Below are 22,247 nucleotides of genomic sequence, written 5' to 3'. Positions count from 1 at the left end.
CCCCGGAGTGCGGTCCTCCGGGGTGCCCGTCGCCCTTTCGTCGGCTCGTCCTCGGCCGGCCGGTCCGTCCGCCGGCCCGTCAGCCCGTCAGTCCGCCGGCCAGGGGATCTGCGGCGAGCGGTAGTAGTTGATGCCGAGGGCGTCCCAGCGCGGGGCCTGCGCGGCCAGCCGCACCCGGTAGGCGTCCCAGTCGTGGGTGGCGGCCGGTGACCAGCCCAGCTCCGCCGCGCCCGGCAGCCGCGGGAACGCCATGTACTCGAGGTCGGCGGACTTCTTCAGCGTCTCCGACCACAGGGGAGCCTCCACACCCCTGATCGCCGAGGCGGGCACTCCGTCGAGATAGGCGCCCGGGTCCCAGTCGTAGGACCGCCGCACCTCCACCAGACCCGCCCAGTCCAGGCCGAGTGGGGTGTCCTTGGTGTACTTCATGTCGAGGTAGACCCGGTCGGCCGGGGACAGGATCAGCCCGGTGCCGTTCCGCGCGGCCTCGGCGACCTGCGCCTTCTCCGCCGCGCTGGTGCGGTCCAGGCCCCAGTACTGGGCGAGGGCGCCCTTGACCGGATGGGCGCCGGTGAGCTGGTGCCACCCGATGGCCGTCTTGCCGTACTTGGCGACGACCGGCTGCACGCGGTCCATGAACGTCACGTAGTCCGCGTGGCTGGTGGAGTGCGCCTCGTCACCGCCGATGTGCAGATAGCGGCCCGGGGTGATCGCGGCCAGCTCGCGGATCACGTCGTCCACGAAGTCGTAGGTGACCTGCTTGGGCACGCACAGCGAGCTGAAGCCGACCTGGGTGCCGGTGTAGAGCGGGGGCGCCACGCCGTCGCAGTTCAACTCGGCGTAGGAGGCGAGGGCGGCGTTGGTGTGGCCGGGCATGTCGATCTCGGGGACGACCTCGAGATAGCGGCTGGCCGCGTACCGGACGATCTCCCGGTAGTCGGCCTTGCTGTAGTGGCCGCCCGCGCCGCCGCCGACCTCGGTGGAGCCGCCATATCCGGCCAGGCGCGGCCAGGAGTCGACGGCGATACGCCAGCCCTGGTCGTCACTGAGGTGCAGATGCAGCTCATTGATCTTGTAGAGGGCGAGCTGGTCGATGTAGCGCTTGACCTGGGCGACGGTGAGGAAGTGCCGGGAGACGTCCAGCATGGCGCCCCGGTAGGCGTAGCGCGGGCGGTCCTCGACGGTGCCGCCGGCGATCCGCCAGGGGCCGGGCTGGACGGTCTTCTTCTCGACGGCCGCCGGCAGGAGCTGGCGCAGGGTCTGCACGCCGTGGAAGAGGCCGGCGGGGGCGGCGGCGGTGATGGTGACGCCACCGGCTCCGCTGTGCAGCCGGTACCCCTCGGCGCCGAAGTCGCCCTTCTGGAGGCGGAGTCGGATGCCTCTGCCGCCGCCGTGGTCGGTGAGCGGCAGCGGATAGCCGGTGGAGGGCCGCAGGATGCCGGTGAGGTAGGCGCCGATCCGGCGGACCTCGGCGGAGCCGTCCACCCGGACGCCGGTCTCGCGGGTGATGCGGTACGGGATTCCGCCCGGCTCGACCGAGGCGGGTGCCGGGACCACCCGGTCCAGCGCGGGCGGGGCGGCCGCCTGCGCGGCGGGGTTCGCGGCGAAGGTGAAGACACCGGCCGCGGCGACAAGCAGCAGTGATCCGAGGATTCGGGTCGTTCGGGGAGTGGTGCCGTGGTGCCGTCTCACATGCGCTCCCTTCGGATTTGGTCGAGACCACTCTCCCGCAGATCCGGGAAAACGATCCCCCCGTGGTGGCAACCGTCCAGCGGGACGGCCCCTTGTTCTCGACGGCGACGCCCCGCGGTTGACACCGGGGCGGGACGGGAACGTCAGCCCGTTCCGTCGTGAGCTGGGCGAACTCCGCGTACCGCTGCCCGCGTTGCCCGGTGTCTCGTTCGAGCAGGGGCGGCGGCCACGGAGGCCCTGACGCGCTGGTGCGGCGGTTGCGCGAACCGGGCGAGCCGCACCGCGAAGAGACGCTCACCGAGGGGGAGTTCGCCCCGGCCGAGCGGGCGGCCCTCGGTCGGCTGTGAGGACCTCCCGCTCCGGCCGGCGGCGCGACCCGGCCTTCCGCGCGGGCGCGTGGGTCTACTTCGCCCTGCGGGACACCGTGAAGTGGTCGATGCGCTCACCGGTCTCGGCGATGCCGGACACGGTCAGCGTGGTGTGCCGGCCCCTGGGCGCGGGGTTCACGTCCACGCGCAGGAAGGAGTAGTCGAGGTAGCGCACCCGGGACCAGGCGACGGTCTCGGGCCGCTTGCCGTCCTTGAGGTTGACGAAGGAGGAGACGGACTCCACCTCGTGCTCGTGCCCCTCGTAGGTGTCGGGCGCGGTGAAGGCGTACAGGCTGCGGCCGGCCGCGCCCGCGGTGACGTAGACGACGCCCTCGGTCTCGGGGTAGGCGGTGCCGCCGATGGGCAGCTTCTTGACGACGGTGTCGCCCTTGATCACGTCGGTGCGCTCGTACTGGTGGTTGTGGCCGTTGATGACCAGGTCCACGGTGTACTTCTCGAACAGCGGCACCCACTCCTGGCGCACCCCGCCCTCGGAGGCGTGCGCGGTGGAGGTGCAGTAGGCGCAGTGGTGGAAGAAGACCACCACGAAGTCGACGTCCCGCGCGGCCCGGTACTTCTTGAGCTGCGCCTCCAGCCATGTGGTCTGCGTGCCGCCGGAGATGCCGAGGTTGGCCGGGATCTCGTAGGAGATGTCGTTGGCGTCGAGGGAGATGACGGCGGTGTTGCCGTAGACGAAGGAGTAGACGCCGGGCAGGTCGGCCGCGTCGGGGCCGTTGTCCGGGAGGGACCAGCGGGCCTCCTCGCCGCCGTAGCCGTTGGGCGAGTACCAGGCTTCCATGTCGTGGTTGCCGTAGGCGGGCATCCAGGGGATCTGCTTGGCGACGGACTCGGTCTGGTGCAGGAACTGGTCCCAGGTGCGCGAGTCGAAGCCGGTGTCGGTGGCCTTGCCGGCGCCGGCGGGGTCGCCGTAGGCGATGTCGCCCGCGTGCAGGTGGAAGGCGGGGTTCTGGCCGAGGATCAGGGCGTTGTTGGCGAGGCCGTGGTAGCCGACGCCCTCGTCGCCGAAGGCGGTGAAGGTGAAGGGCGCCTTGTGGGCGGGGGCGGTGGTGAAGGTGCCGAGGGTGCCGAGCAGGTGGGGCTCGGCGGGGTCGAAGCCGTGGTGGCCGACTCCGTAGTAGTAGGTCTGGCCGGGGCGCAGCCGGCTCAGCTTCGCGTGCACGTAGTACTGGGTGTGGTCGCCGCTCGCGCCGACACCGGCCGGGGTGTGCAGGGCGCGGACCTCGGCGTCGATCCTGCGGGAGAGGTCCCAGGGGTGGGCGCCGATCCGGATGAAGGGGCGCTTCACGGCGACCGGCACCTGCCAGGAGACGGTGACCTCGGTGCGCGGGTCGTTGCCCCAGGCCAGGTGGCGGCCGAAGGGGGCGGCCAGCGCGCCGTCCACGTGCTCGGCGGCCCGCGGGGCCGGGGTCGGGGTCGCGGCGGCGGCCGGGGTGGCGGCGCCGGGCACGAAGGCGCCGCCCGCGACGGTGCCGAGGGTGACGGCGCCGCCCCTGATCAGGGTGCGCCGGGAGAATCTGCTCCGCAGGTACTCGTGCCGCTCGGCCATGCTCATCCGCTCGGCCAGCTTCTCGGGTACGCCCATACGAGGAATGTCCATGACCAGCAAAACTCGTGGCCGGCGGCAACGCCGTACCGGACGGGAAGTGGACACCGGGCGAACAGCGCGCCATGAGCGCGCCAACAGGCGCCTGCCCGGAATCGGGCACGATTCTTGCGAAACCGGCGCCCGTACCCGAAGATCTACCGGGTGCACGAGGAACTTGTCGATCATTTGACGCGCTCGACCCCGCTCAGCCGGGGCGAGGCGCTGCGAGTGATACAGGACGTGCTCGCCTTCTTCGACGAGACGACCCAGGACTACGTCCGTCGTCGACACCGAGAACTGCAGGCCCAGGGCCTGCAGAACGCGGCGATCTTCGAACGGATCGATGCGGACCTGAAATACCGCGCGGTGGCGCCGCCGGAGCTCACGCTCCGGCAGTTGCGCCGCATGGTCTATGGCTGAGAAGCCAGGGTGAGGGAGCTAATACATGTGCGGAATTGTCGGATACATCGGTAAGCGGGACGTCGCCCCCCTGCTGCTGGAGGGTCTCCAGCGCCTGGAGTACCGGGGCTACGACTCGGCGGGCATCGTCGTCTCCTCCCCGAAGTCGGCCGGTCTGAAGATGGTCAAGGCCAAGGGCCGGGTCCGTGACCTGGAGGCCAAGGTCCCCGCGCGCTTCAAGGGCACCACCGGTATCGCCCACACCCGCTGGGCCACCCACGGCGCCCCCTCCGACGTGAACGCCCACCCGCACATGTCGGCCGACGACAAGGTCGCCGTCGTCCACAACGGCATCATCGACAACGCCTCCGACCTGCGCCGCAAGCTGGAGGCGGACGGTGTCGAGTTCCTCTCCGACACCGACACCGAGGTCCTCACCCACCTCGTCGCCCGCGCGAGCGCCGAGAAGCTGGAGGACAAGGTCCGCGAGGCGCTCCGCGTGGTCGAGGGCACCTACGGCATCGCCGTGATGCACGCCGACTTCCCCGACCGCATCGTGGTGGCCCGCAACGGCTCCCCGGTCGTCCTCGGCATCGGCGAGAAGGAGATGTTCGTCGCCTCGGACATCGCCGCGCTGGTCACCCACACCCGCCAGATCGTCACCCTGGACGACGGCGAGATGGCCACCCTGAAGGCCGACGACTTCCGCACCTACACCACCGAGGGCACCCGCACCAGCGCCGAGCCCACCACCGTGGAGTGGGAGGCCGCCTCCTACGACATGGGCGGCCACGACACTTACATGCACAAGGAGATCCACGAGCAGGCCGACGCCGTGGACCGCGTGCTGCGCGGCCGCATCGACGACCGCTTCTCCACCGTGCACCTGGGCGGCCTCAACCTGGACGCCCGTGAGGCCCGCCGCATCCGCCGGGTGAAGATCCTCGGCTGCGGCACCTCGTACCACGCGGGCATGATCGGCGCCCAGATGATCGAGGAGCTGGCCCGCATCCCCGCCGACGCCGAGCCGGCGTCCGAGTTCCGCTACCGCAACGCGGTCGTCGACCCCGACACCCTGTACATCGCGGTCTCCCAGTCCGGTGAGACGTACGACGTGCTGGCCGCCGTGCAGGAGCTGAAGCGCAAGGGCGCCCGCGTCCTCGGTGTGGTCAACGTGGTCGGCTCGGCCATCGCCCGCGAGGCCGACGGCGGCATCTACGTGCACGCCGGGCCCGAGGTGTGCGTGGTCTCCACCAAGTGCTTCACCAACACCACGGTCGCCTTCGCGCTGCTCGCGCTGCACCTGGGCCGCACCCGTGACCTGTCGGTGCGCGACGGCAAGCGGATCATCGAGGGCCTGCGCAAGCTGCCCTCGCAGATCGCCGAGATCCTCAAGCAGGAGGAGCTGGTCCGCGAGCTGGCCGAGGAGTACGCGGAGAGCCGCTCGATGCTCTTCATCGGCCGTGTCCGGGGCTACCCGGTCGCCCGCGAGGCGTCCCTGAAGCTCAAGGAGATCACCTACATCCACGCCGAGGCGTACCCCGCCTCCGAGCTGAAGCACGGCCCGCTGGCCCTGATCGAGCCCGCCCTGCCGACGGTCGCCATCGTCCCGGACGACGACCTGCTGGAGAAGAACCGCGCCGCGCTGGAGGAGATCAAGGCCCGCAGCGGCAAGATCCTCGCGGTCGCCCACCAGGAGCAGGAGAAGGCGGACCGGACCATCGTGGTCCCGAAGAACGAGGACGAGCTGGACCCGATCCTCATGGGCATCCCGCTCCAGCTCCTCGCGTACCACGCGGCGAAGGTGCTGGGCCGTGACATCGACAAGCCGCGCAACCTGGCCAAGTCGGTGACGGTGGAGTAGATCCACGCCCCGAACACAGAGAAACGGACCCTCGCGCGAGCCGTCGTGGGGGTCCGTTTCCGTGCCGCTGCCCGTGCCACTGTCCTCGGCCGGTGGCCGTCACCCACCGGCCGGCAGCACGACTTCGCCTGCGGCGTCGGCCGTTGTATGCCCGGCAAGGGGACGAGGGACACCCCTACGCGCGAGTAGCTTCACGGTGCGCGAACTGGGTGCCCAAGAGGGGAAGTTGAGGCGTCAGGGGATCACGATGACGGGCCGCCGGGCCCGCTTGGTGAGCCGTCCCGCCACGGAGCCGAAGATGCGCCCGGCGATGCCGTGCGTGGAGCCGACGACGATCGCGTCCGCCTCGTACTCCCGCCCGACCTCCTCCAGTTCATGGCAGATGTCGCCGCCGCGCTCCACGAGAATCCACGGCACCTCGCTCAGATGGTCGGCGCAGGCGAGTTCCAGGCCGAGCACCTCGGTGCGGTGGTCGGGGACGTCCACGAAGACGGGCGGCTCGCAGCCGGCCCACACCGTGGTGGGCAGCCGGTTGGCCACATGGACGATGATCAGACCCGAGCCGGAGCGGTGGGCCATGCCGACCGCGTAGGCGAGGGCGCGCTCACTGGAGGTGGAGCCGTCGAAGCCGACGACCACTCCGTGCCGGAAGGCGGGATCGCAGGAAGGGCGTGCCTCTTCCGCCGCCAGGGGCTCGGCCGCCGTGGGTTCGGCTACCGGCCGCTTGCGGTCCGCGGGTTCGAAGAATTCGTGACCGGCCATGGCTGTCTCGGCGTCGTGATCCTTGTATGAAGGGGGACATCGTGCGGCGGAGCTGTGTCCGGGAAAGGTCTTCCCATGCCCATACCCCCAAGGGTACGGCGGCACGCCTCCCCGTCGCAGTTCGCGCACACGCTCCGTGAGCGGCCCTCCGGGACGTCCCCAGGGGTTCCAGGGAGCATGCACGAGCGGCGCCCCTTACGCAATGGTCGCTGCCCCGTACAGGCGGTTTTGCCGGGACCCGCCCCGGCATGGGGTGACCGTCCGGCTGTCCGCGCGTTGAACCCCCTGCAACCGACGTCCCCAGGGAGCCCATAGATGCCCGCACCCCGCTCCACGCCCGGCCCCGACGCCGCGCGCGAGGTGATCGGCTGGGCGGTGTTCGCCTGCGTGCTGGTGCCGGTGGTCCTGCTGTGGTGCGGTACGGCGCCGGTCGCGGCCGTGGGGGCGGGGCTGGGACTGGCCGGCGTCACCGTCGCCTGCCGGACGCTGCTGCGTCGCTCGCTGCGGGAGGCCGCGCGGGGAGTCGCAGATCACACGAGAGCCAGTACACCGGTCGACTGACCGGTTTCCGCACCCTCGAACGCTGGTTTTCAGCCAAGTTCCTAATATCGCTCCGGAGGGGTCCCAACCACCCCTCAACCCCCGTTCCACCTGCACAAACAGGGGTCGTTCGACCCGTCGCACCCTATGCGGTTTGGCCACCCCGCCCAGGCGTACTTCCCTGCACGCCCCACGAGTGCAACCCTTCGTGATCGAATGCTTCACGCCAAGTTGTCATGTCGACAATGCACCGCGTGTGGAACTGGCCACCGACAGACCGCGGGAGCCAGTAGATTTCGATCTTGATGTCTTACGGCGGGGGACTCGTGCAGGACCGAGGGGAAACGTGCAGGAGCGACAGACCCGAAGCGTAAAGGGAGCCGCGACCACCGAGGGGGGCTTAGCAGTATGAGCCACGACTCCACCGCCGCGCCGGAAGCCACTGTCCGGAAACTCGCCGGGCGACGCCGCAAGGAGATCGTCGCGGTGCTGCTGTTCAGCGGCGGCCCCATCTTCGAGAGTTCCATACCGCTTTCGGTGTTCGGGATTGACCGCCAGGACGCCGGAGTGCCGCGCTACCGACTGCTGGTGTGTGCCGGCGAGGACGGCCCGCTGCGGACCACGGGGGGCCTGGAACTCACCGCGCCGCATGGCCTGGAGGCGATCTCCCGCGCGGGCACGGTCGTCGTGCCGGCCTGGCGATCGATCACCTCGCCGCCACCGGAGGAGGCGCTCGACGCGCTGCGCCGGGCGCACGAGGAGGGGGCCCGCATCGTCGGCCTGTGCACCGGGGCGTTCGTCCTGGCCGCGGCCGGCCTGCTGGACGGCCGCCCGGCCACCACCCACTGGATGTACGCGCCGACGCTGGCCAAGCGCTATCCGTCGGTGCACGTCGATCCGCGTGAGCTGTTCGTCGACGACGGCGACGTGCTCACCTCGGCCGGTACGGCGGCCGGGATCGACCTTTGTCTGCACATCGTGCGGACGGACCACGGCAACGAGGCCGCCGGTGCGCTGGCCCGCCGCCTGGTGGTACCGCCCCGCCGCAGCGGCGGTCAGGAGCGCTACCTCGACAGGTCTTTACCCGAGGAGATCGGCGCCGACCCGCTGGCCGAGGTCGTCGCCTGGGCGCTGGAACACCTCCACGAGCAGTTCGACGTGGAGACGCTGGCGGCACGCGCCTACATGAGCCGCCGTACGTTCGACCGCAGGTTCCGCTCGCTCACCGGCAGCGCGCCGCTGCAGTGGCTGATCACCCAGCGGGTGCTCCAGGCGCAGCGGCTGCTGGAGACCTCCGACTACTCCGTGGACGAGGTCGCGGGCCGTTGCGGGTTCCGCTCGCCGGTCGCGCTGCGCGGGCACTTCCGCCGCCAGCTCGGCTCGTCGCCCGCGACGTACCGGGCCGCCTACCGGGCCCGCAGGCCGCAGGGTGAGCGGCCGGCCGAGCAGGAGCAGCAGTTCGCGCAGCACGGGGTGCCGCAGGGGCCGTCGGGTCTGCCGGGCCACGGTCCGGTGGCGGTGCCGTCGGTGCTGCACCCGGACCGGGACGGCGGAGTGCCGCTGCAGAGCCGCCGGCACGCGGCGGGCGCGGTGAGTCTGCTGCCGGGGCCGCGCGGGGGCGGCTGAGGATCACCGGCGGGAGGGGGTGAGGGAGGCTCGGTCTCCCTCACCCCCTCCTCCATGCGTTTCTCTGTGCGTACGGGCGGGTCCGGGGGGCTGTGGGTCCCCTTAAGGTGAGACACATGAACGATCGCATGGTGTGGATCGACTGCGAGATGACCGGCCTCTCGCTGTCCGACGACGCGCTCATCGAGGTGGCCGCCCTCGTCACCGACTCCGAGCTGAACGTGCTCGGTGAAGGGGTGGACATCGTCATCCGCCCGCCGGACTCCGCGCTGGAGACGATGCCGGAGGTGGTGCGCCAGATGCACACCGCGTCCGGGCTGCTGGACGAGCTGGCCGGGGGTACGACGCTGGCCGACGCCGAGGAGCAGGTGCTCGCGTACATCCGTGAGCACGTCAAGGAGCCGGGCAAGGCCCCGCTGTGCGGCAACTCCGTCGGCACCGACCGCGGCTTCCTGCTGCGCGACATGCCGACCCTGGAGGCCCACCTCCACTACCGGATCGTCGACGTGTCCTCCATCAAGGAACTGGCCCGGCGCTGGTACCCGCGCGCCTACTTCAACAGCCCGGAGAAGAACGGCAACCACCGGGCGCTGGCCGACATCCGCGAGTCCATCGCCGAGCTGCGCTACTACCGCGAAGCGGTCTTCGTCCCCCAGCCCGGCCCCGACTCCGACACCGCGAAGTCGATCGCCGCGAAGTACGTCCTGCCGCCGCAGTAGGCCACTGGGAACGCGTGCGCGGAAACGTGTGCGCGAGCACCCCCGAGAACCCTGTAGACTTCTTCTCGGCCGGTCGGGGAACGAAAGTTCAACCGCCGGTCGCGGTGGGTGTAGCTCAGCTGGCAGAGCACCTGGTTGTGGTCCAGGATGTCGCGGGTTCAAGTCCCGTCACTCACCCTGATCGACTTTGGGGCCGCTCCGTTTCGACGGGCGGCCCCGAAGTCGTTTCCGCGCCGCTGTCTCCCTCTGCCACCTTGCGTGTCATGTCCGCACAGAACCGTCGGCTGCCCCGTGGCCGATCCGGGCCGCTGACCTCGACCGACCTCAGCGAGTTCCTCGGCCCCCTGATGACCCACGTCACAGAGGTACGGTTTCCCGGGGGCCGAGACCCCCGGGCCTGCCCGGCGAGGGGATGCCTTCACGCCTCGGCGGCGGAACTCACGGTTTGTGGGTCACCCAGAGCAGTTCCGCCGGCCAGCGGTGGGCCCAGTCGGGTGGGTCGGTTTCGTTGTAGCCGTTGGGTGTTCCCGGTTCGGGGCGCGGCTCGATGAGGTCGTCGATGATGAGACCCGCGCCGCGCAGGACCCTGACCCAGTCGCCGTAGGTGAGCTGATAGCTGGTCGCACCGTCGCCTTCGGCGATGGCGTCCAGCCCGAAGTAGTCCTGCCGCAGCGTCGTGGTCACGCGGCCGGCGGTTTCGTCGTAGCAGGCTTCGAACCATGGGCTGGCGACGTTGAACACCAGGCGCCCGCCTCGGCCCAAGACGCGTGCGGCCTGTGGGACGGCCAGGTGCGGGGGCGCCCAGCTCAGCCCCCCGAAGTCGCAGAACACCAGGTCGAAGCTGTCGTCGGCGAAGGGGAGTTGTTCGGCGGCGCCTTGCACCAGCGGGTAGCGGGCCGCTCCCATCGCGCGGGCCGCCGCGGCGAGTTGGGATTCGGACAGGTCGAGCCCGACCACGGTGGCGCCCTCGGCGGCGAGCGCCCTGGACCACTGGCCGGCGCCACAGCCGAGTTCGAGGACGCGCTTGCCGGTGACGTCGCCCAGGGCGTGCAGGTGCGCGTCGGGGACGGAGTACATGCCCCACAGCCGGGGTGTGGCGCCGATCTGCGGATCATGCGCGTGCTGGTAGGCGCTGCTGATCCGGTTCCAGAGCCGCCGGTTGGCGGGGATGCTGTCCACGTGCCGACTCCAGCACTGCCTGCCGGGGGCGGTCAACACGATTAGGGCACTGACCGGCCCTCGCCTCGCTCTTGTGGCCACGCCCGGATCCCCCTACGAGGACTCCCGCCCCACCAGCTCCGTAGCCAGCACCGCCTGTCGCCGTTCCAACCCCCGCGTCCCCGCCGGCCGCCGGTCCGCGATCTCCGAGATGAGGAGGTCGATCATCGCGCGCCCCATCTCCTCTATCGGCTGCCGGACGCTGGTCAGCGGAGGGTCCATGTGGCGGGCGATGGCGGAGTCGTCGTAGCCGACGAGGGCCACGTCGGACGGGATGCGGCGGCCGGCCTCGCGGAGCACTTGGCGGGCGCCCGCCGCCGTCACGTCGGAGGCGGCGAAGACGGCGTCGAGGTCGGGGCGGCGGGAGAGCAGCGCGGTCATGGCGCGGCGGCCGCCGTCCTCGGTGAAGTCGCCGGGTTCGATGAGGAGTTCGTCCACCTCCAGGCCCGCGTCGCGCAGCGCGTCCCGGTAGCCGTCGACACGGCGCTGGGCGCCGTAGACGTCGGGGCGGCCGGTGATGTGGGCGATGCGGCGGCGGCCGCGGGCGAGGAGGTGCTCGACGGCGGAGCGGCCACCGCCGTAGTTGTCGGAGTCGACCGAGGTGAGGGTCTCCCCCGCCGACCGGGGGCCGCTGATCACGGCCGGGATCTCCAGCCGGTCCAGCAGATCCGGCAGCGGGTCGTCGGCGTGCACGGAGACCAGGAGGACACCGTCGACGCGGTGGGCGGAGAGGTAGTCCGCGAGCCGCTGCCGCTTGCGGTCGCTGCCCGCGAAGATCAGCAGCAACTGCCACTCGGTGTCGGCCAGTTCCGCCCCCACCCCGCGCAGCATGTCGGAGAAGTACGGCTCGGCGAAGAAGCGGGTCTCCGGCTCGGGCACGACCAGCGCGATGGAGTCGGTGCGGTTGGCCGCGAGGGCACGGGCCGCGGTGTTGGGGACGTACCCCAGCTCCATGACCGCCGCCTCCACGGCCGCGCGGGTGGCGTCGCTGACCCGTGGGGAGCCGTTGATCACGCGGGAGACCGTGCCCCGGCCGACCCCGGCCCGGGCGGCCACCTCTTCGAGCGTCGGCCGCCCGCCGCCCCGGCCGCCCCGCACTCCGTGGCTCGTCATGGCCTCCGCCTCTCTCCGCCGTACTGGTCCAACAGTGGCCCAAGCCGTCCGCACCGAAACCACTGTCCGGTTAACAGCCCTATAACTGAACCGCGTTGGCCGTGCGCACTCCCTTGACACCCCGCCCCGAACGGACGACTCTTCAACCCATCACGTGTGGGAGCGCTCCCACACTACCTGACACCTACATAACCCGCACGTTCCCCGCCCGAGCCGCAGCGAGTACGAACGGGCCCAGATCCACGCGATTTCCATGCAGTTGGCCGGGGGGTCGGCACGTCAGGCAACAGGAGGACGCAATGCGTACGAGCATCCGCAGGTCTCGCGGCACGGTGGCCATGATGGCCGCGGCCGCGCTGGCCACGGGTCTGCTGGCCGGCTGCGCCAGCGACTCGGACGACGGCTCGTCGGACGCGGGCGGCGGCGACGGCAAGGGCAACATCACGCTGACGGTCGGCACCTTCGGGGTCTTCGGCTACAAGCAGGCCGGTCTGTACGACGAGTACATGAAGCTGCACCCGGACATCAACATCAAGGAGAACGTCACCACCCGTACAGACGTGTACTGGCCGAAGGTGCTCACCCGCCTCCAGGCCGGTTCGGGCACCGACGACATCCAGGCCATCGAGGTCGGCAACATCACGGAGGCCGTGCAGACGCAGGCCGCCAAGTTCGTCGACATCGGCAAGGACGCCGACAAGTCCCAGTGGCTGGACTGGAAGCTCGCCCAGGCCACCACCAAGGACGGCCGGACGATCGGCCTCGGCACCGACATCGGCCCGATGGCGGTCTGCTACCGCAAGGACCTCTTCGCGAAGGCCGGTCTGCCCACCGACCGCGCCAAGCTCGCCGAGCAGTGGAAGGGCGACTGGTCCAAGTACGTCGACCTCGGCAAGCAGTACATGAAGAAGGCGCCCAAGGGCACCAAGTACGTCGACTCGGCGGCCTCCGTGTACAACGCCTCCCTGGGCGGCTCCACCGAGCGGAACTACGACAAGGACGGCAACGTCGTCTGGGACAAGTCCAAGGGCGTGAAGGACGCCTGGGACGACGCGATGAGCGTGGCCACCAGCGACATGTCGGCCAAGCTCAAGCAGTTCGACCCCACCTGGGACAAGGGCTTCGCCAACGGCACCTTCGCCACCGTGGCCTGCCCCGCCTGGATGCTCGGCTACATCGGTGAGAAGGCCGGCGACTCCGGCAAGGGCAAGTGGGACGTGGCGGCGGCGCCGACCGCGTCCAACTGGGGCGGCTCGTTCCTCGGTGTGCCGACCGCGAGCAAGCACCAGAAGGAGGCCGTCGCGCTGGCCAAGTGGCTGACCGCGCCGGAGCAGCAGGCCAAGGTCTTCGCCAAGCAGGCCAGCTTCCCCTCCACCCCGTCGGCGTACGCGGGTCTGAAGCCGCAGGCGGACACCACCGCGTACTTCTCGAACGCGCCGCTCACCCAGATCTTCTCCGACGCGGCCAAGACCATCCCGGCCCAGCCGCTCGGTCCGAAGGACAAGCCGATCGACACCGCGATCAGTGACATCGGCATCCTCCAGGTCGAGCAGAAGGGCAAGTCCCCGGCCCAGGGCTGGGACGCCGCGTCCAAGGAGATCAAGGACGTGCTCGGCCAGTGACCTCCAAAGAGGCTCTCGCGCATCCCGCGTCGAGCGCCGAGACCGCGCCCGGCATCCCGCCGGGCGCGGTCCGGGGCGCTCGGGGTCGCGGTGTGCCGGACGGCGCCCCCTCCTGGCGCAGCCGGCTGTACCGCTGGGACACGAAGGCGTCGCCGTACGCGTTCGTGGCCCCCTTCTTCGTGCTGTTCGGTGTGTTCACACTGGTCCCGCTGCTGTACACGGTCTGGTACTCGCTGCACGACGTGCAGTTGTCCGCGCTCGACCACCAGAGCTGGGTGGGGCTGGCCAACTACAGGAATCTGCTGTCCTCGGACTTCTTCTGGAACGCGCTGAAGAACACCCTCACCATCGGTGTGATCTCGACCGTCCCGCAGCTCATGGCGGCGCTCTGGCTGGCCCACATGCTGAACTACAAGCTGCGCGGCTCGACCGTGTGGCGCGTGGTGATGCTGACCCCGTACGCGACCTCGGTGGCGGCGGCGACGCTGGTCTTCACGCTGCTGTACTCGTGGGACGGCGGCATGGTGAACTGGGTTCTCCACTTCTTCGGGGTGGACGCGATCAACTGGCGTGAATCCGACCTCGGTTCGCAGTTCGCGGTGTCCTCGATCGTGATCTGGCGCTGGACCGGCTACAACGCGCTGATCTACCTGGCCGCGATGCAGGCCATCCCGGCGGACCTCTACGAGTCCGCCGCGCTCGACGGCGCCAACCGGCGCCAGCAGTTCTGGCACGTGACGATCCCGCAGTTGCGGCCCACCGTGCTGTTCACGATCGTCGTCTCGACCATCGGCGCGACCCAGCTCTTCGGTGAGCCCCTGCTGTTCGGCGGGGTCAGCGGGACCAAGGGCGGGTCGGAGCACCAGTACCAGACGCTCGGTCTCTACATGTACGACCAGGGCTGGATCATCGGCAACCTCGGCAAGGCGTCCGCCATCGCGTGGTCGATGTTCCTGATCCTGCTGATCATCGCCGCGGTCAACCTGCTGCTGACCCGATGGCTGAGGAGGTCCGATGACCACCGGTGACCTCGTTCTTCCCAAGACGCGCACGGGCTGGCGCCGGGCCACGGGGGCGGGCAAGCAGTTGCACGCCGGTCCGGTGACGTACGTGGCGCTGACCGTGTTCGCGCTTCTCTCGCTGGCGCCGCTGGTGTGGACGGCGGTCGCGGCCTCGCGCACCGACCGGCGGCTCGCCCAGGCCCCGCCGCCACTGTGGTTCGGCGGCAACCTGTTCAAGAACCTCGAGACCGCCTGGGACCAGGCCGGGCTCGGCCTGGCGATGTTCAACTCGCTGATCGTCGCGGGCACGATCACGGTCAGTACGGTGCTCTTCTCCACGCTGGCCGGCTTCGCCTTCGCCAAGCTGCGGTTCCGGTTCTCGGGGCTGCTGTTGCTGCTGACCATCGGCACGATGATGATCCCGCCGCAGCTCGCCGTCGTCCCGCTGTACCTGTGGATGAGCGACCTCGGCTGGTCCAACCAGCTCCAGACGGTGATCCTGCCGAGCCTGGTGACCGCGTTCGGCACGTTCTTCATGCGGCAGTACCTGGTGCAGGCGCTGCCGACCGAGCTGATCGAGGCGGCGCGGGTGGACGGGGCGAGCAGCCTGAGGGTCGTCTGGCACGTGGTGTTCCCGGCTGCCCGGCCCGCGATGGCGGTACTCGGCCTGCTGACCTTCGTGTTCGCCTGGAACGACTTCCTGTGGCCGATCATCGCCCTGAACCAGCAGAACCCGACCGTGCAGGTCGCCCTGAACGCCCTCGGCACCGGGTATGTACCGGACCAGGCGGTCATCATGGCGGGCGCGCTGCTCGGCACCCTGCCACTGCTGATCGCCTTCCTGCTGTTCGGCAAGCAGATCGTGGGCGGCATCATGCAGGGCGCGATCAAGGGCTGAACCGTCCCTAGGGGGCCGGGTCACCGACGCCCCGGCCCCTCCTCTTCCCCCCAGGTCTTCCCGACTCTCGATGGGAGCGCTTCCATGCCCGACTCCTCCTCCACGGTCTCCCCCGTGGCCTCCGAGGTCACCTTCCCGCCGGCCTTCCTCTGGGGGGCGGCGACCTCCGCGTACCAGATCGAGGGGGCGGTGCGCGAGGGCGGCCGTACGCCCTCGATCTGGGACACCTTCAGTCATACGCCTGGCAAGACGGCGGGCGGTGAGACCGGTGACGTGGCCGTCGACCACTACCACCGCTACCGCGACGACGTGGCCCTCATGGCGGACCTGGGGCTCGGCGCGTACCGCTTCTCCGTCTCCTGGTCGCGGGTGCAGCCGACCGGGCGGGGCCCGGCGGTGCAGATCGGGCTGGACTTCTACCGGCGGCTGGTGGACGAGCTGCTGGAGCACGGCATCAGGCCCGCCGTCACCCTCTACCACTGGGACCTCCCGCAGGAGCTGGAGGACGCGGGCGGCTGGCCGGAGCGGGACACCGCGCACCGGTTCGCCGAGTACGCGCACCTCGTCGGCGAGGCGCTGGGCGACCGGGTGGAGAACTGGATCACCCTCAACGAGCCCTGGTGCAGCGCCTTCCTGGGCTACGGCTCCGGGGTGCACGCCCCCGGCCGGACCGACCCGGTGGCCTCGCTGAAGGCGGCCCACCATCTCAACCTGGCGCACGGTCTCGGCGCTTCGGCGCTGCGCGCGGCGATGCCGGCCCGCAACCAGGTCGCGGTCAGCCTCAACTCGGCTGTCGTACGCCCGGTTTCGCAGGACCCGGCGGACCTGGCGGCGGCCCGGCGCATCGACGACCTGGCCAACGGGGTGTTCCACGGCCCGATGCTGCACGGCTCCTACCCCGAGTCCCTGCTCACCGCGACGGCCCCGCTCACCGACTGGTCCTTCGTGCTGGACGGCGACCTCGCCACCGCGAACGCCCCGCTGGACGCGCTGGGCCTGAACTACTACACCCCGGCGCTGGTCTCGGCGGTGACCGACGAGGTGAGCGGCCCGCGCGCGGACGGCCACGGCGCGAGCGAGCACTCCCCCTGGCCCGGCGCCGACGACGTGCTCTTCCACCAGAGCCCCGGCGAGCGCACCGAGATGGGCTGGACGGTCGACCCGACCGGACTGTACGACCTGCTGATGCGCTACACCCGCGAGGCACCCGGACTCCCGCTGTACGTCACGGAGAACGGCGCCGCCTACGACGACAAGCCGGACGCGGACGGCCGGGTGCACGACCCCGAGCGCGTCGCCTACCTGCACGCCCACCTCTCGGCGGTCCGGCACGCCCTGCGCGACGGCGCCGATGTGCGCGGGTACTACCTGTGGTCCCTGATGGACAACTTCGAGTGGTCCTACGGCTACGAGAAGCGGTTCGGCGCGGTCTACGTGGACTACGCGACCCAGGCGCGCACCCCGAAGTCCAGCGCCCGCTGGTACGGCGAGGCGGCCCGCACCGGCACGCTGCCGTCGGTGGAGTCGGCGGGCTGACCCGGACGCACGGGCGAGGCCCGGCGGTCGGGACACCGCCGGGCCTCGCTCGTCGTGCTGCCTAGTTGAAGGCGGCGAACGCCTTGGAGAAGGCGAACTTGTCCTGGGTGATCGAGCTGCACGTGGCGTCGGCGGTGGGCTTGGTGCCGCCGTCGCAACTCTTGTCACGGGTGCCGGACCACAGGGACAGCGAGCCGATGCCCTTGGACTTGGCGAAGTCGACGAGCTGGCCGGCGTCATCGACCTTGAAGATCTCGGTGGCCACGTCGTTGACACCGATCATCGGGGTGACGCCGACCGCCTTCCAGGCGTCGTCCTCGGAGAGCGCGAGGACACCCTTGATCTGGGCCTGGGTGGCGGTCGCGGCCTGGATCGCGTAGTCGCCCATGTCGCCGTTGTACGCCGGGCCGTAGTCCATCGCCATGATGTTGACGCCGTCGACGCGGACGCCGTTGGCCTTGGCGTCGGCCAGCAGGTTCACGCCGTCCTGGGTGAGGCCCTCGGGCATCACCGGGAGGGTGTAGGAGACGTTCAGGTCGGGGTGGGCCGCCTGGAGCTTGGCGATGGCCTGGGCGCGCTTGGTGTTGGCGGCGGTGTTGGGCAGCGCGCCGCCCTCGACGTCGAAGTCGACCTTGGTCAGCTTGAAGGCGTCGACGGCCTTGCCGTACGCGGCGGCCAGGGCGTCGGCGGAGGAGCAGGTGGTGGCCAGCTCCGAGCCGGAGGCGCCGCCGAAGGAGACGCGGACGTCACCGCCCTTGGCGCGCAGGTCGCCGATCTGGGCGGCCACGCCGTCGGCGGTCAGGTCGCTCACCCCGCCCCACTTGGGGGTGCAGCCGCCGCCGTCGGTGACGAAGGCCAGGTTGAAGTTCTTCACGCCGGTGGCGTCGGCGGTGCCCAGCAGGTCGAAGGCCGGGTAGAGCGAGGTGTCGACGTAGGGGGCGAAGCCGGCCGCCGCCTTGGTGCCGTTGCCCGCGCTCGTGGTGGGGACCGGCGTCTCCGGCCGGCTGGGGGTGCTCTGGGTGGGCGCGGGGGACTCGGGCTCGGTGGGACGGCCGCTGGGCTCGGGGGTGGCGCCGGGGTCGGCGGCGCACTCGGAGCCGTCGATCCGACAGCCGGTGGGGTCGCCCGCGCCGTCGACGACGAAGCCGACGGTGACCGACTTGCCCGCGGCCAGCCCGTCGGTGTCCCACTTGGCGGCCTTCACCGTGACGTGCTGTCCGCTCACACTGGACTCGGCGTTCCACAGCGAGCCGAGCTTGGCGCCGGCCGGGAGGTCGAACTCCAGGCTCCAGTCCTTCTTGGCCGCTCCGGTGTCGTTGGTGACCACGTACTGGGCGCTGTACCCGGTCGACCACTCGCTGGTCTTGGTGTACGCGGCGCCGACACCGGCGGCGTGGGCGACCCCCGTCACCAGGACCGCGCCGCCACCGGCCACGGCGGCCGCGACCACGCCGCCTATCGCCTTGTTCCTGCCACTGATCCTGCGCCGGTGCGTGCTCATTGGCGTGCCTGTCCTTCGTGCGGGGGTGGGGGGTGGTGGCAGCACGCTATCGATGCGGAATCCGGCAATCGGCTTATCAGGGACGGTGGTTGAAAGGCTTAGGGCGCGCTTAAGGAAGGGATCGGGACCGGTTAAAGGTCGAGACCAGTCAGCGGGTGGGTATCAGCCGGCGCCGCCTGCGTACGGTGCCCCGGTGGCCGCGTCCGGCGGGCTTGCGGGCGTCGAGCTGGAGCCAGATCCGCACCTCGGTGCCGCCGAGCACGGAGGAGCCGATGCGTACGTCACCGCCCGTGGACTCGGCCAGACGGCGCACGATGTCCAGGCCGAGCCCGGTCGAGCCCGCCGCACCGGAACCCCGGCCGCGGGCCATCGCCGCCCGCGGGTCGGATATGCCGGGGCCCGCGTCGGAGACCAGCACGATCACCGCGTCCTCGGCGTGGTGGACGTCGACCGCGAAGGCGGTGCCCTCGGCGGTGTGCCGGAAGACATTGCCCAGCAGGGCGTCCAGGGCGGCGGCCAGGTCGGCACGGGCCACCGGGACCCGTACCGGGCGCTCGGCACCGGCCACCCGCCACTTGCGGCCCTCGTCCTCGGCGAGCGCGGACCAGAACTCCATGCGCCCGCGCACCACTTCGGCCACGTCACAGCCCGTGCCGGGCCCGGCGGCCGCCGTCTGCGGCTTGGCCTCGCGGGCGGTACGGATGATCGTGTCGACCTCGCCCTCCAGTTGGGCCACGGCGGCGCGGGTCTGGTCGGCGGCGGCCCCGGCGCCCAGCGAGGCGGCGTTCAGCCGGAGCACGGTGAGCGGGGTGCGCAGCCGGTGCGAGAGGTCGGCGGCCAGTTCACGCTCGTTGGCGAGGAGCTGGACCACTTGATCGGCCATGGAGTTGAACGCGACCGCCGCGAGCCGTAGTTCGGTCGGCCCCTCCTCGGGGACCCGGGCGCCGAGCTGCCCCTCGCCCAGTTCGTGCGCGCCCTCCACCAGCCGCCGGGCGGGACGCACCATGCGCACCCCGAGCCGGTCGGCGACCGCGACGGAACCGGCGATCAGCGCGAGCCCCACGGCGGCGAGCACCGCCCAGGCCGTGCCCACCCCGTTGCTCATCGCGGCCTCGGGCACCCACACCTCGACCACCGCGATGGCACCGGAGCCGAGCGCGACCGGCTGGAGCAGGGCGGAGCCGCCGGTGACCTCGGTGGTGGACGCGCGGCCCATCCGGCGCACGGCCGCGATGTCCCGGTCGGCGGCCCTGCCCCGGCCGAGGTCGAGCGCGCCCCGGTCGCCGTCGGCGGGCAGGTGCACGGACATCCCGGAGTCGGCCCCGGCCGCGGCCACCACCCGCTCCAGCTCGTCCCGGTCGGTGGTGATGGACAGGGCGGGCGCCACGGCGGCGGCCTCGCGCTCGGCGCCCGCGAAGGCGCGGTCGCGGGCCATCTCCTTGACGACCAGGCCGAGCGGGACGGCGAAGGCGACGACGACCATGGTGGTCACCGCCAGGCAGACCTTGACCAGGGCCCATCTCATCGGGGCTCCCCCACGGCGGGCGGCTCCAGCTTGACCCCGACCCCGCGCAGGGTGTGCAGATAGCGGGGCCGGGCGGCCGTCTCGCCCAGCTTGCGTCTGAGCCAGGACAGATGGACGTCGATGGTCTGGTCGTCCCCGTAGGACTGCTGCCAGACCTCGGCGAGCAGTTCCTTGCGCGGGACGACCACGCCGGGGCGGCCGGCGAGGAAGGCGAGCAGGTCGAACTCGCGTCGGGTCAGGTCCAGTCGGGCGCCGTCCAGCTCGGCCTGGCGGCGCAGCGGGTCGACGGTGAGGCCGCCGACCCGGATCACCGGCGAGGACGGCGCCTCGGCGGCGCCGGAGCGGGAGCGGCGCAGCACGGCGGCGATGCGGGCGGAGAGGTGCTCGACCGAGAAGGGCTTGGTCAGATAGTCGTCCGCCCCGGCGTTGAGCAGCCGGACGATCTCCGTCTCGTCGTCCCGCGCGGTGGCGATGATGACGGGCACGTCGGTGATGCCGCGCAGCATCTTCAGCGCCTCGGAGCCGTCCAGGTCGGGCAGTCCGAGGTCGAGGATGACCACGTCGAACCGGAGGTGGGCGACCTCGCGCAGCGCCTCCAGCGCGGTGCCGACGCTGCGCACCACGTGGGCGGCGTCGGTGAGATGCCGGATCAGCGCCGAGCGGACGAACTGATCGTCCTCGACCACGAGCACACTTGCCATGCGCCGCACCGTACGCCATGCGGACCAGCGAAGTGCTGGCCTGTGGACAACTCCCTGTGGACAACCTTCGTGGCCAACTGCCCGTGCGCAACTGGGGTCGCCTGCGCGGCGCGTGGCGGCTGAGGCAGTATGGCCCCGATGCGCAGAGGACTCGTACACGTACTGGCGTGGCTGCTGGCCACCGCGGCGGCGACCACGCTGTCCTGGTGGGGCGTGCACACGGTGATGGCGGGCACCGCGTACGACCCCCCGCGCGCCGTGCCGATCACCGCGGCCGAGGCGGCGGCCCACGCCTCCACCGCGACGCCGACGCCCCCTACGCCGACCCCCACACCCACACCCCGCCGCACCTCGGCACCCCCGTCCCCCACCCCGACCCGCACCGCGCCTCCGGCCACCCCGACCCCGACTCCCCCGGGACCCACCACCCCCGCCGGGGACGTCAAGGCGTACGACACCGGCGGTGGCCGGGCGGTGTTCGACCTGGGCCCCGCGAGCGCGACCCTGGTCTCCGCGACACCGGGGACCGGCTGGTCGATGCAGGTGTGGAAGACGGAGACCTGGATTCGCGTCGAGTTCAGCCGCAGCACGGACCGGGTGACGGTCTTCTGCGACTGGCACGACGGACCACCGCACGTGGACGTGCAGACGTACTGAGGTGGTTCAGCGGAACACGGACGGCGGCGGAGCCGGTGAAGCGACCGCCGAGGTGTCCGTCACCGTGGGCGCGCCGCCGGTGAAGTCCTTCAGTTTCGGGCCGTGTTCGAGGCGGGCCGGGTGGGGGTCGGAGGCGGCTCTGCGGGTGAGTTCGGCCAGCGGGAGCGGGGTGTCGGAGGCGACCAGGATGGCGTTGCCGAAGCGCTTGCCGCGCAGCACCGCCGGGTCGGCGATCAGGGCGAGTTCCGCGAAGCGGGCAGCCGCCGTGGCGATCTGGCCGCGCAGGTGGGCGAGCGGGGGGCCGTCGGCGAGGTTGGCGGTGTAGACACCGCCGGGACGCAGGGCGCGGCGGACCTCGTCGAGGAACTCGGTGGACGTCAGGTGGGCCGGCGTGCGGGCGCCGCTGAAGACGTCGGCGACGATCAGGTCGGCCCAGCCGTCCGGCACCTTGGCGAGCCCCTCGCGGGCGTCGGCCGAGCGCACCCGTATCCGGGCGCCGGGGTCCAGGGGGAGTTCCCGGCGGACCAGTTGGACCAGGGCCGCGTCGCGCTCCACCACCTGCTGGGTCGAGCGGGGCCGGGTCGCGGCGGTGTAGCGGGCCAGGGTGAGCGCGCCGCCGCCGAGATGCACGGCCTGGACCGGCTTGCCGGGCGGAGCGGCCAGGTCGATGACATGGCCGATGCGGCGCTGGTACTCGAAGGACAGGTACGCCGGGTCGTCCAGGTCGACGTGCGACTGCGGGGCGCCGTCGATCAGCAGCGACCAGGCCCGCGCCCGGTCGGGGTCGGGTATGAGTTCCGCGAGGCCGCCCTCGACGGCCTCCACCACGGCTTCGGCGGCCGCCCTGCGCCGGTTGTCCCTGGACCTGCCCATCGGCCCATTCTCGCAGGTGGCCCGGG

19 protein-coding genes, 1 tRNA gene and 1 pseudogene are annotated in these 22,247 nt (G+C 71.3%); 12 read left to right on the top strand and 9 right to left on the bottom strand.

The features are described from left to right. Positions 1-87: 87 nt before the first annotated feature. On the bottom strand, positions 88-1,692 hold the full coding sequence (locus tag OG448_RS19675) for a beta-N-acetylhexosaminidase (RefSeq protein ID WP_405555551.1): 1,605 nt from the start codon (positions 1,690-1,692) through the stop codon (positions 88-90). 118 nt (positions 1,693-1,810) lie between these two features. On the opposite strand from OG448_RS19675, the pseudogene OG448_RS19670 reads away from it, so the two are divergent. Continuing rightward, positions 1,811-1,927, top strand: a pseudogene (locus OG448_RS19670) (Tat pathway signal sequence domain protein); the annotation flags it as partial. 167 nt (positions 1,928-2,094) lie between these two features. Here OG448_RS19670 and OG448_RS19665 read toward each other — a convergent pair. Next, positions 2,095-3,663, bottom strand: coding sequence for a purple acid phosphatase family protein (locus tag OG448_RS19665; protein ID WP_405555549.1), 1,569 nt, complete (start codon positions 3,661-3,663; stop codon positions 2,095-2,097). Between the two features lie 165 nt (positions 3,664-3,828). Here OG448_RS19665 and OG448_RS19660 point away from each other — a divergent pair, with 165 nt between their 5' ends. Together OG448_RS19660 and glmS are read left to right on the top strand one after the other, a co-directional pair. Next, positions 3,829-4,086, top strand: coding sequence for a hypothetical protein (locus tag OG448_RS19660; RefSeq protein ID WP_030816599.1), 258 nt, complete (start codon positions 3,829-3,831; stop codon positions 4,084-4,086). Positions 4,087-4,111: 25 nt separating this feature from the next. Continuing rightward, positions 4,112-5,929 (top strand): glutamine--fructose-6-phosphate transaminase (isomerizing), encoded by a 1,818-nt coding sequence (glmS, locus tag OG448_RS19655; protein ID WP_405555541.1) that lies wholly within the window; start codon positions 4,112-4,114, stop codon positions 5,927-5,929. Positions 5,930-6,163: 234 nt separating this feature from the next. On the opposite strand, the gene OG448_RS19650 is transcribed toward glmS, so the two are convergent. Further along, on the bottom strand, positions 6,164-6,691 hold the full coding sequence (locus OG448_RS19650) for a universal stress protein (RefSeq protein ID WP_161191216.1): 528 nt from the start codon (positions 6,689-6,691) through the stop codon (positions 6,164-6,166). A gap of 315 nt (positions 6,692-7,006) precedes the next feature. Between OG448_RS19650 and OG448_RS19645 the strand changes: the two genes are divergently transcribed. From OG448_RS19645 to OG448_RS19630, 4 genes are all read left to right on the top strand, one after another. Further along, positions 7,007-7,252: a hypothetical protein gene (locus OG448_RS19645; RefSeq protein ID WP_405555538.1), complete on the top strand. Its 246-nt coding sequence runs from the start codon at positions 7,007-7,009 to the stop codon at positions 7,250-7,252. A gap of 387 nt (positions 7,253-7,639) precedes the next feature. Then, positions 7,640-8,857 (top strand): GlxA family transcriptional regulator, encoded by a 1,218-nt coding sequence (locus OG448_RS19640; RefSeq protein WP_405555536.1) that lies wholly within the window; start codon positions 7,640-7,642, stop codon positions 8,855-8,857. Between the two features lie 116 nt (positions 8,858-8,973). Then, on the top strand, positions 8,974-9,576 hold the full coding sequence (gene orn / locus OG448_RS19635) for an oligoribonuclease (protein ID WP_405555535.1): 603 nt from the start codon (positions 8,974-8,976) through the stop codon (positions 9,574-9,576). Positions 9,577-9,680: 104 nt separating this feature from the next. Continuing rightward, positions 9,681-9,753 (top strand) — tRNA-His (locus tag OG448_RS19630). Between the two features lie 261 nt (positions 9,754-10,014). Here OG448_RS19630 and OG448_RS19625 read toward each other — a convergent pair. Together OG448_RS19625 and OG448_RS19620 are read right to left on the bottom strand one after the other, a co-directional pair. Continuing rightward, the gene (locus tag OG448_RS19625) at positions 10,015-10,755 is read right to left on the bottom strand and encodes a class I SAM-dependent methyltransferase (protein ID WP_405555534.1); all 741 of its coding nucleotides are present in this window, start codon (positions 10,753-10,755) and stop codon (positions 10,015-10,017) included. Positions 10,756-10,848: 93 nt separating this feature from the next. Further along, positions 10,849-11,907: a LacI family DNA-binding transcriptional regulator gene (locus OG448_RS19620; protein WP_405555533.1), complete on the bottom strand. Its 1,059-nt coding sequence runs from the start codon at positions 11,905-11,907 to the stop codon at positions 10,849-10,851. Between the two features lie 299 nt (positions 11,908-12,206). Between OG448_RS19620 and OG448_RS19615 the strand changes: the two genes are divergently transcribed. The 4 genes from OG448_RS19615 (at position 12,207) to OG448_RS19600 (ending at position 16,964) form a co-directional block, all read left to right on the top strand. Then, the gene (locus OG448_RS19615) at positions 12,207-13,529 is read left to right on the top strand and encodes an extracellular solute-binding protein (RefSeq protein WP_391292012.1); all 1,323 of its coding nucleotides are present in this window, start codon (positions 12,207-12,209) and stop codon (positions 13,527-13,529) included. After that, entirely contained in the window at positions 13,526-14,557 is a 1,032-nt protein-coding gene (locus OG448_RS19610; protein WP_405555531.1) for a carbohydrate ABC transporter permease, read from the top strand. Before OG448_RS19615 ends, OG448_RS19610 begins: the two co-directional genes overlap by 4 nt. After that, the gene (locus OG448_RS19605; protein ID WP_405555529.1) at positions 14,544-15,428 is read left to right on the top strand and encodes a carbohydrate ABC transporter permease; all 885 of its coding nucleotides are present in this window, start codon (positions 14,544-14,546) and stop codon (positions 15,426-15,428) included. Before OG448_RS19610 ends, OG448_RS19605 begins: the two co-directional genes overlap by 14 nt. Positions 15,429-15,512: 84 nt before the next feature. Then, the gene (locus tag OG448_RS19600; protein ID WP_405555527.1) at positions 15,513-16,964 is read left to right on the top strand and encodes a GH1 family beta-glucosidase; all 1,452 of its coding nucleotides are present in this window, start codon (positions 15,513-15,515) and stop codon (positions 16,962-16,964) included. A 61-nt stretch (positions 16,965-17,025) separates the two neighbouring features. Here OG448_RS19600 and OG448_RS19595 read toward each other — a convergent pair whose 3' ends face one another. The 3 genes from OG448_RS19595 to OG448_RS19585 form a co-directional block, all read right to left on the bottom strand. Then, positions 17,026-18,465 (bottom strand): cellulose binding domain-containing protein, encoded by a 1,440-nt coding sequence (locus OG448_RS19595; protein ID WP_405555525.1) that lies wholly within the window; start codon positions 18,463-18,465, stop codon positions 17,026-17,028. A 148-nt stretch (positions 18,466-18,613) separates the two neighbouring features. Next, the gene (locus OG448_RS19590; RefSeq protein ID WP_405555524.1) at positions 18,614-19,990 is read right to left on the bottom strand and encodes a sensor histidine kinase; all 1,377 of its coding nucleotides are present in this window, start codon (positions 19,988-19,990) and stop codon (positions 18,614-18,616) included. Continuing rightward, positions 19,987-20,691, bottom strand: a complete 705-nt coding sequence (locus tag OG448_RS19585; RefSeq protein WP_405555522.1) for a response regulator transcription factor — start codon at positions 20,689-20,691, stop codon at positions 19,987-19,989. Before OG448_RS19585 ends, OG448_RS19590 begins: the two co-directional genes overlap by 4 nt. Before the next feature lie 138 nt (positions 20,692-20,829). Between OG448_RS19585 and OG448_RS19580 the strand changes: the two genes are divergently transcribed. Then, entirely contained in the window at positions 20,830-21,348 is a 519-nt protein-coding gene (locus tag OG448_RS19580) for a hypothetical protein (protein WP_405555520.1), read from the top strand. A 6-nt stretch (positions 21,349-21,354) separates the two neighbouring features. On the opposite strand, the gene OG448_RS19575 is transcribed toward OG448_RS19580, so the two are convergent. Next, positions 21,355-22,221, bottom strand: coding sequence for a spermidine synthase (locus tag OG448_RS19575; protein WP_405555518.1), 867 nt, complete (start codon positions 22,219-22,221; stop codon positions 21,355-21,357). Positions 22,222-22,247: the final 26 nt, after the last annotated feature.

The organism is Streptomyces sp. NBC_01171 (assembly GCF_045039805.1).
Lineage (GTDB): Bacteria > Actinomycetota > Actinomycetes > Streptomycetales > Streptomycetaceae > Streptomyces.
The sequence above is the reverse complement of the archived record's forward strand: the minus strand, read 5'-3'. Positions and strand labels throughout refer to the sequence as shown.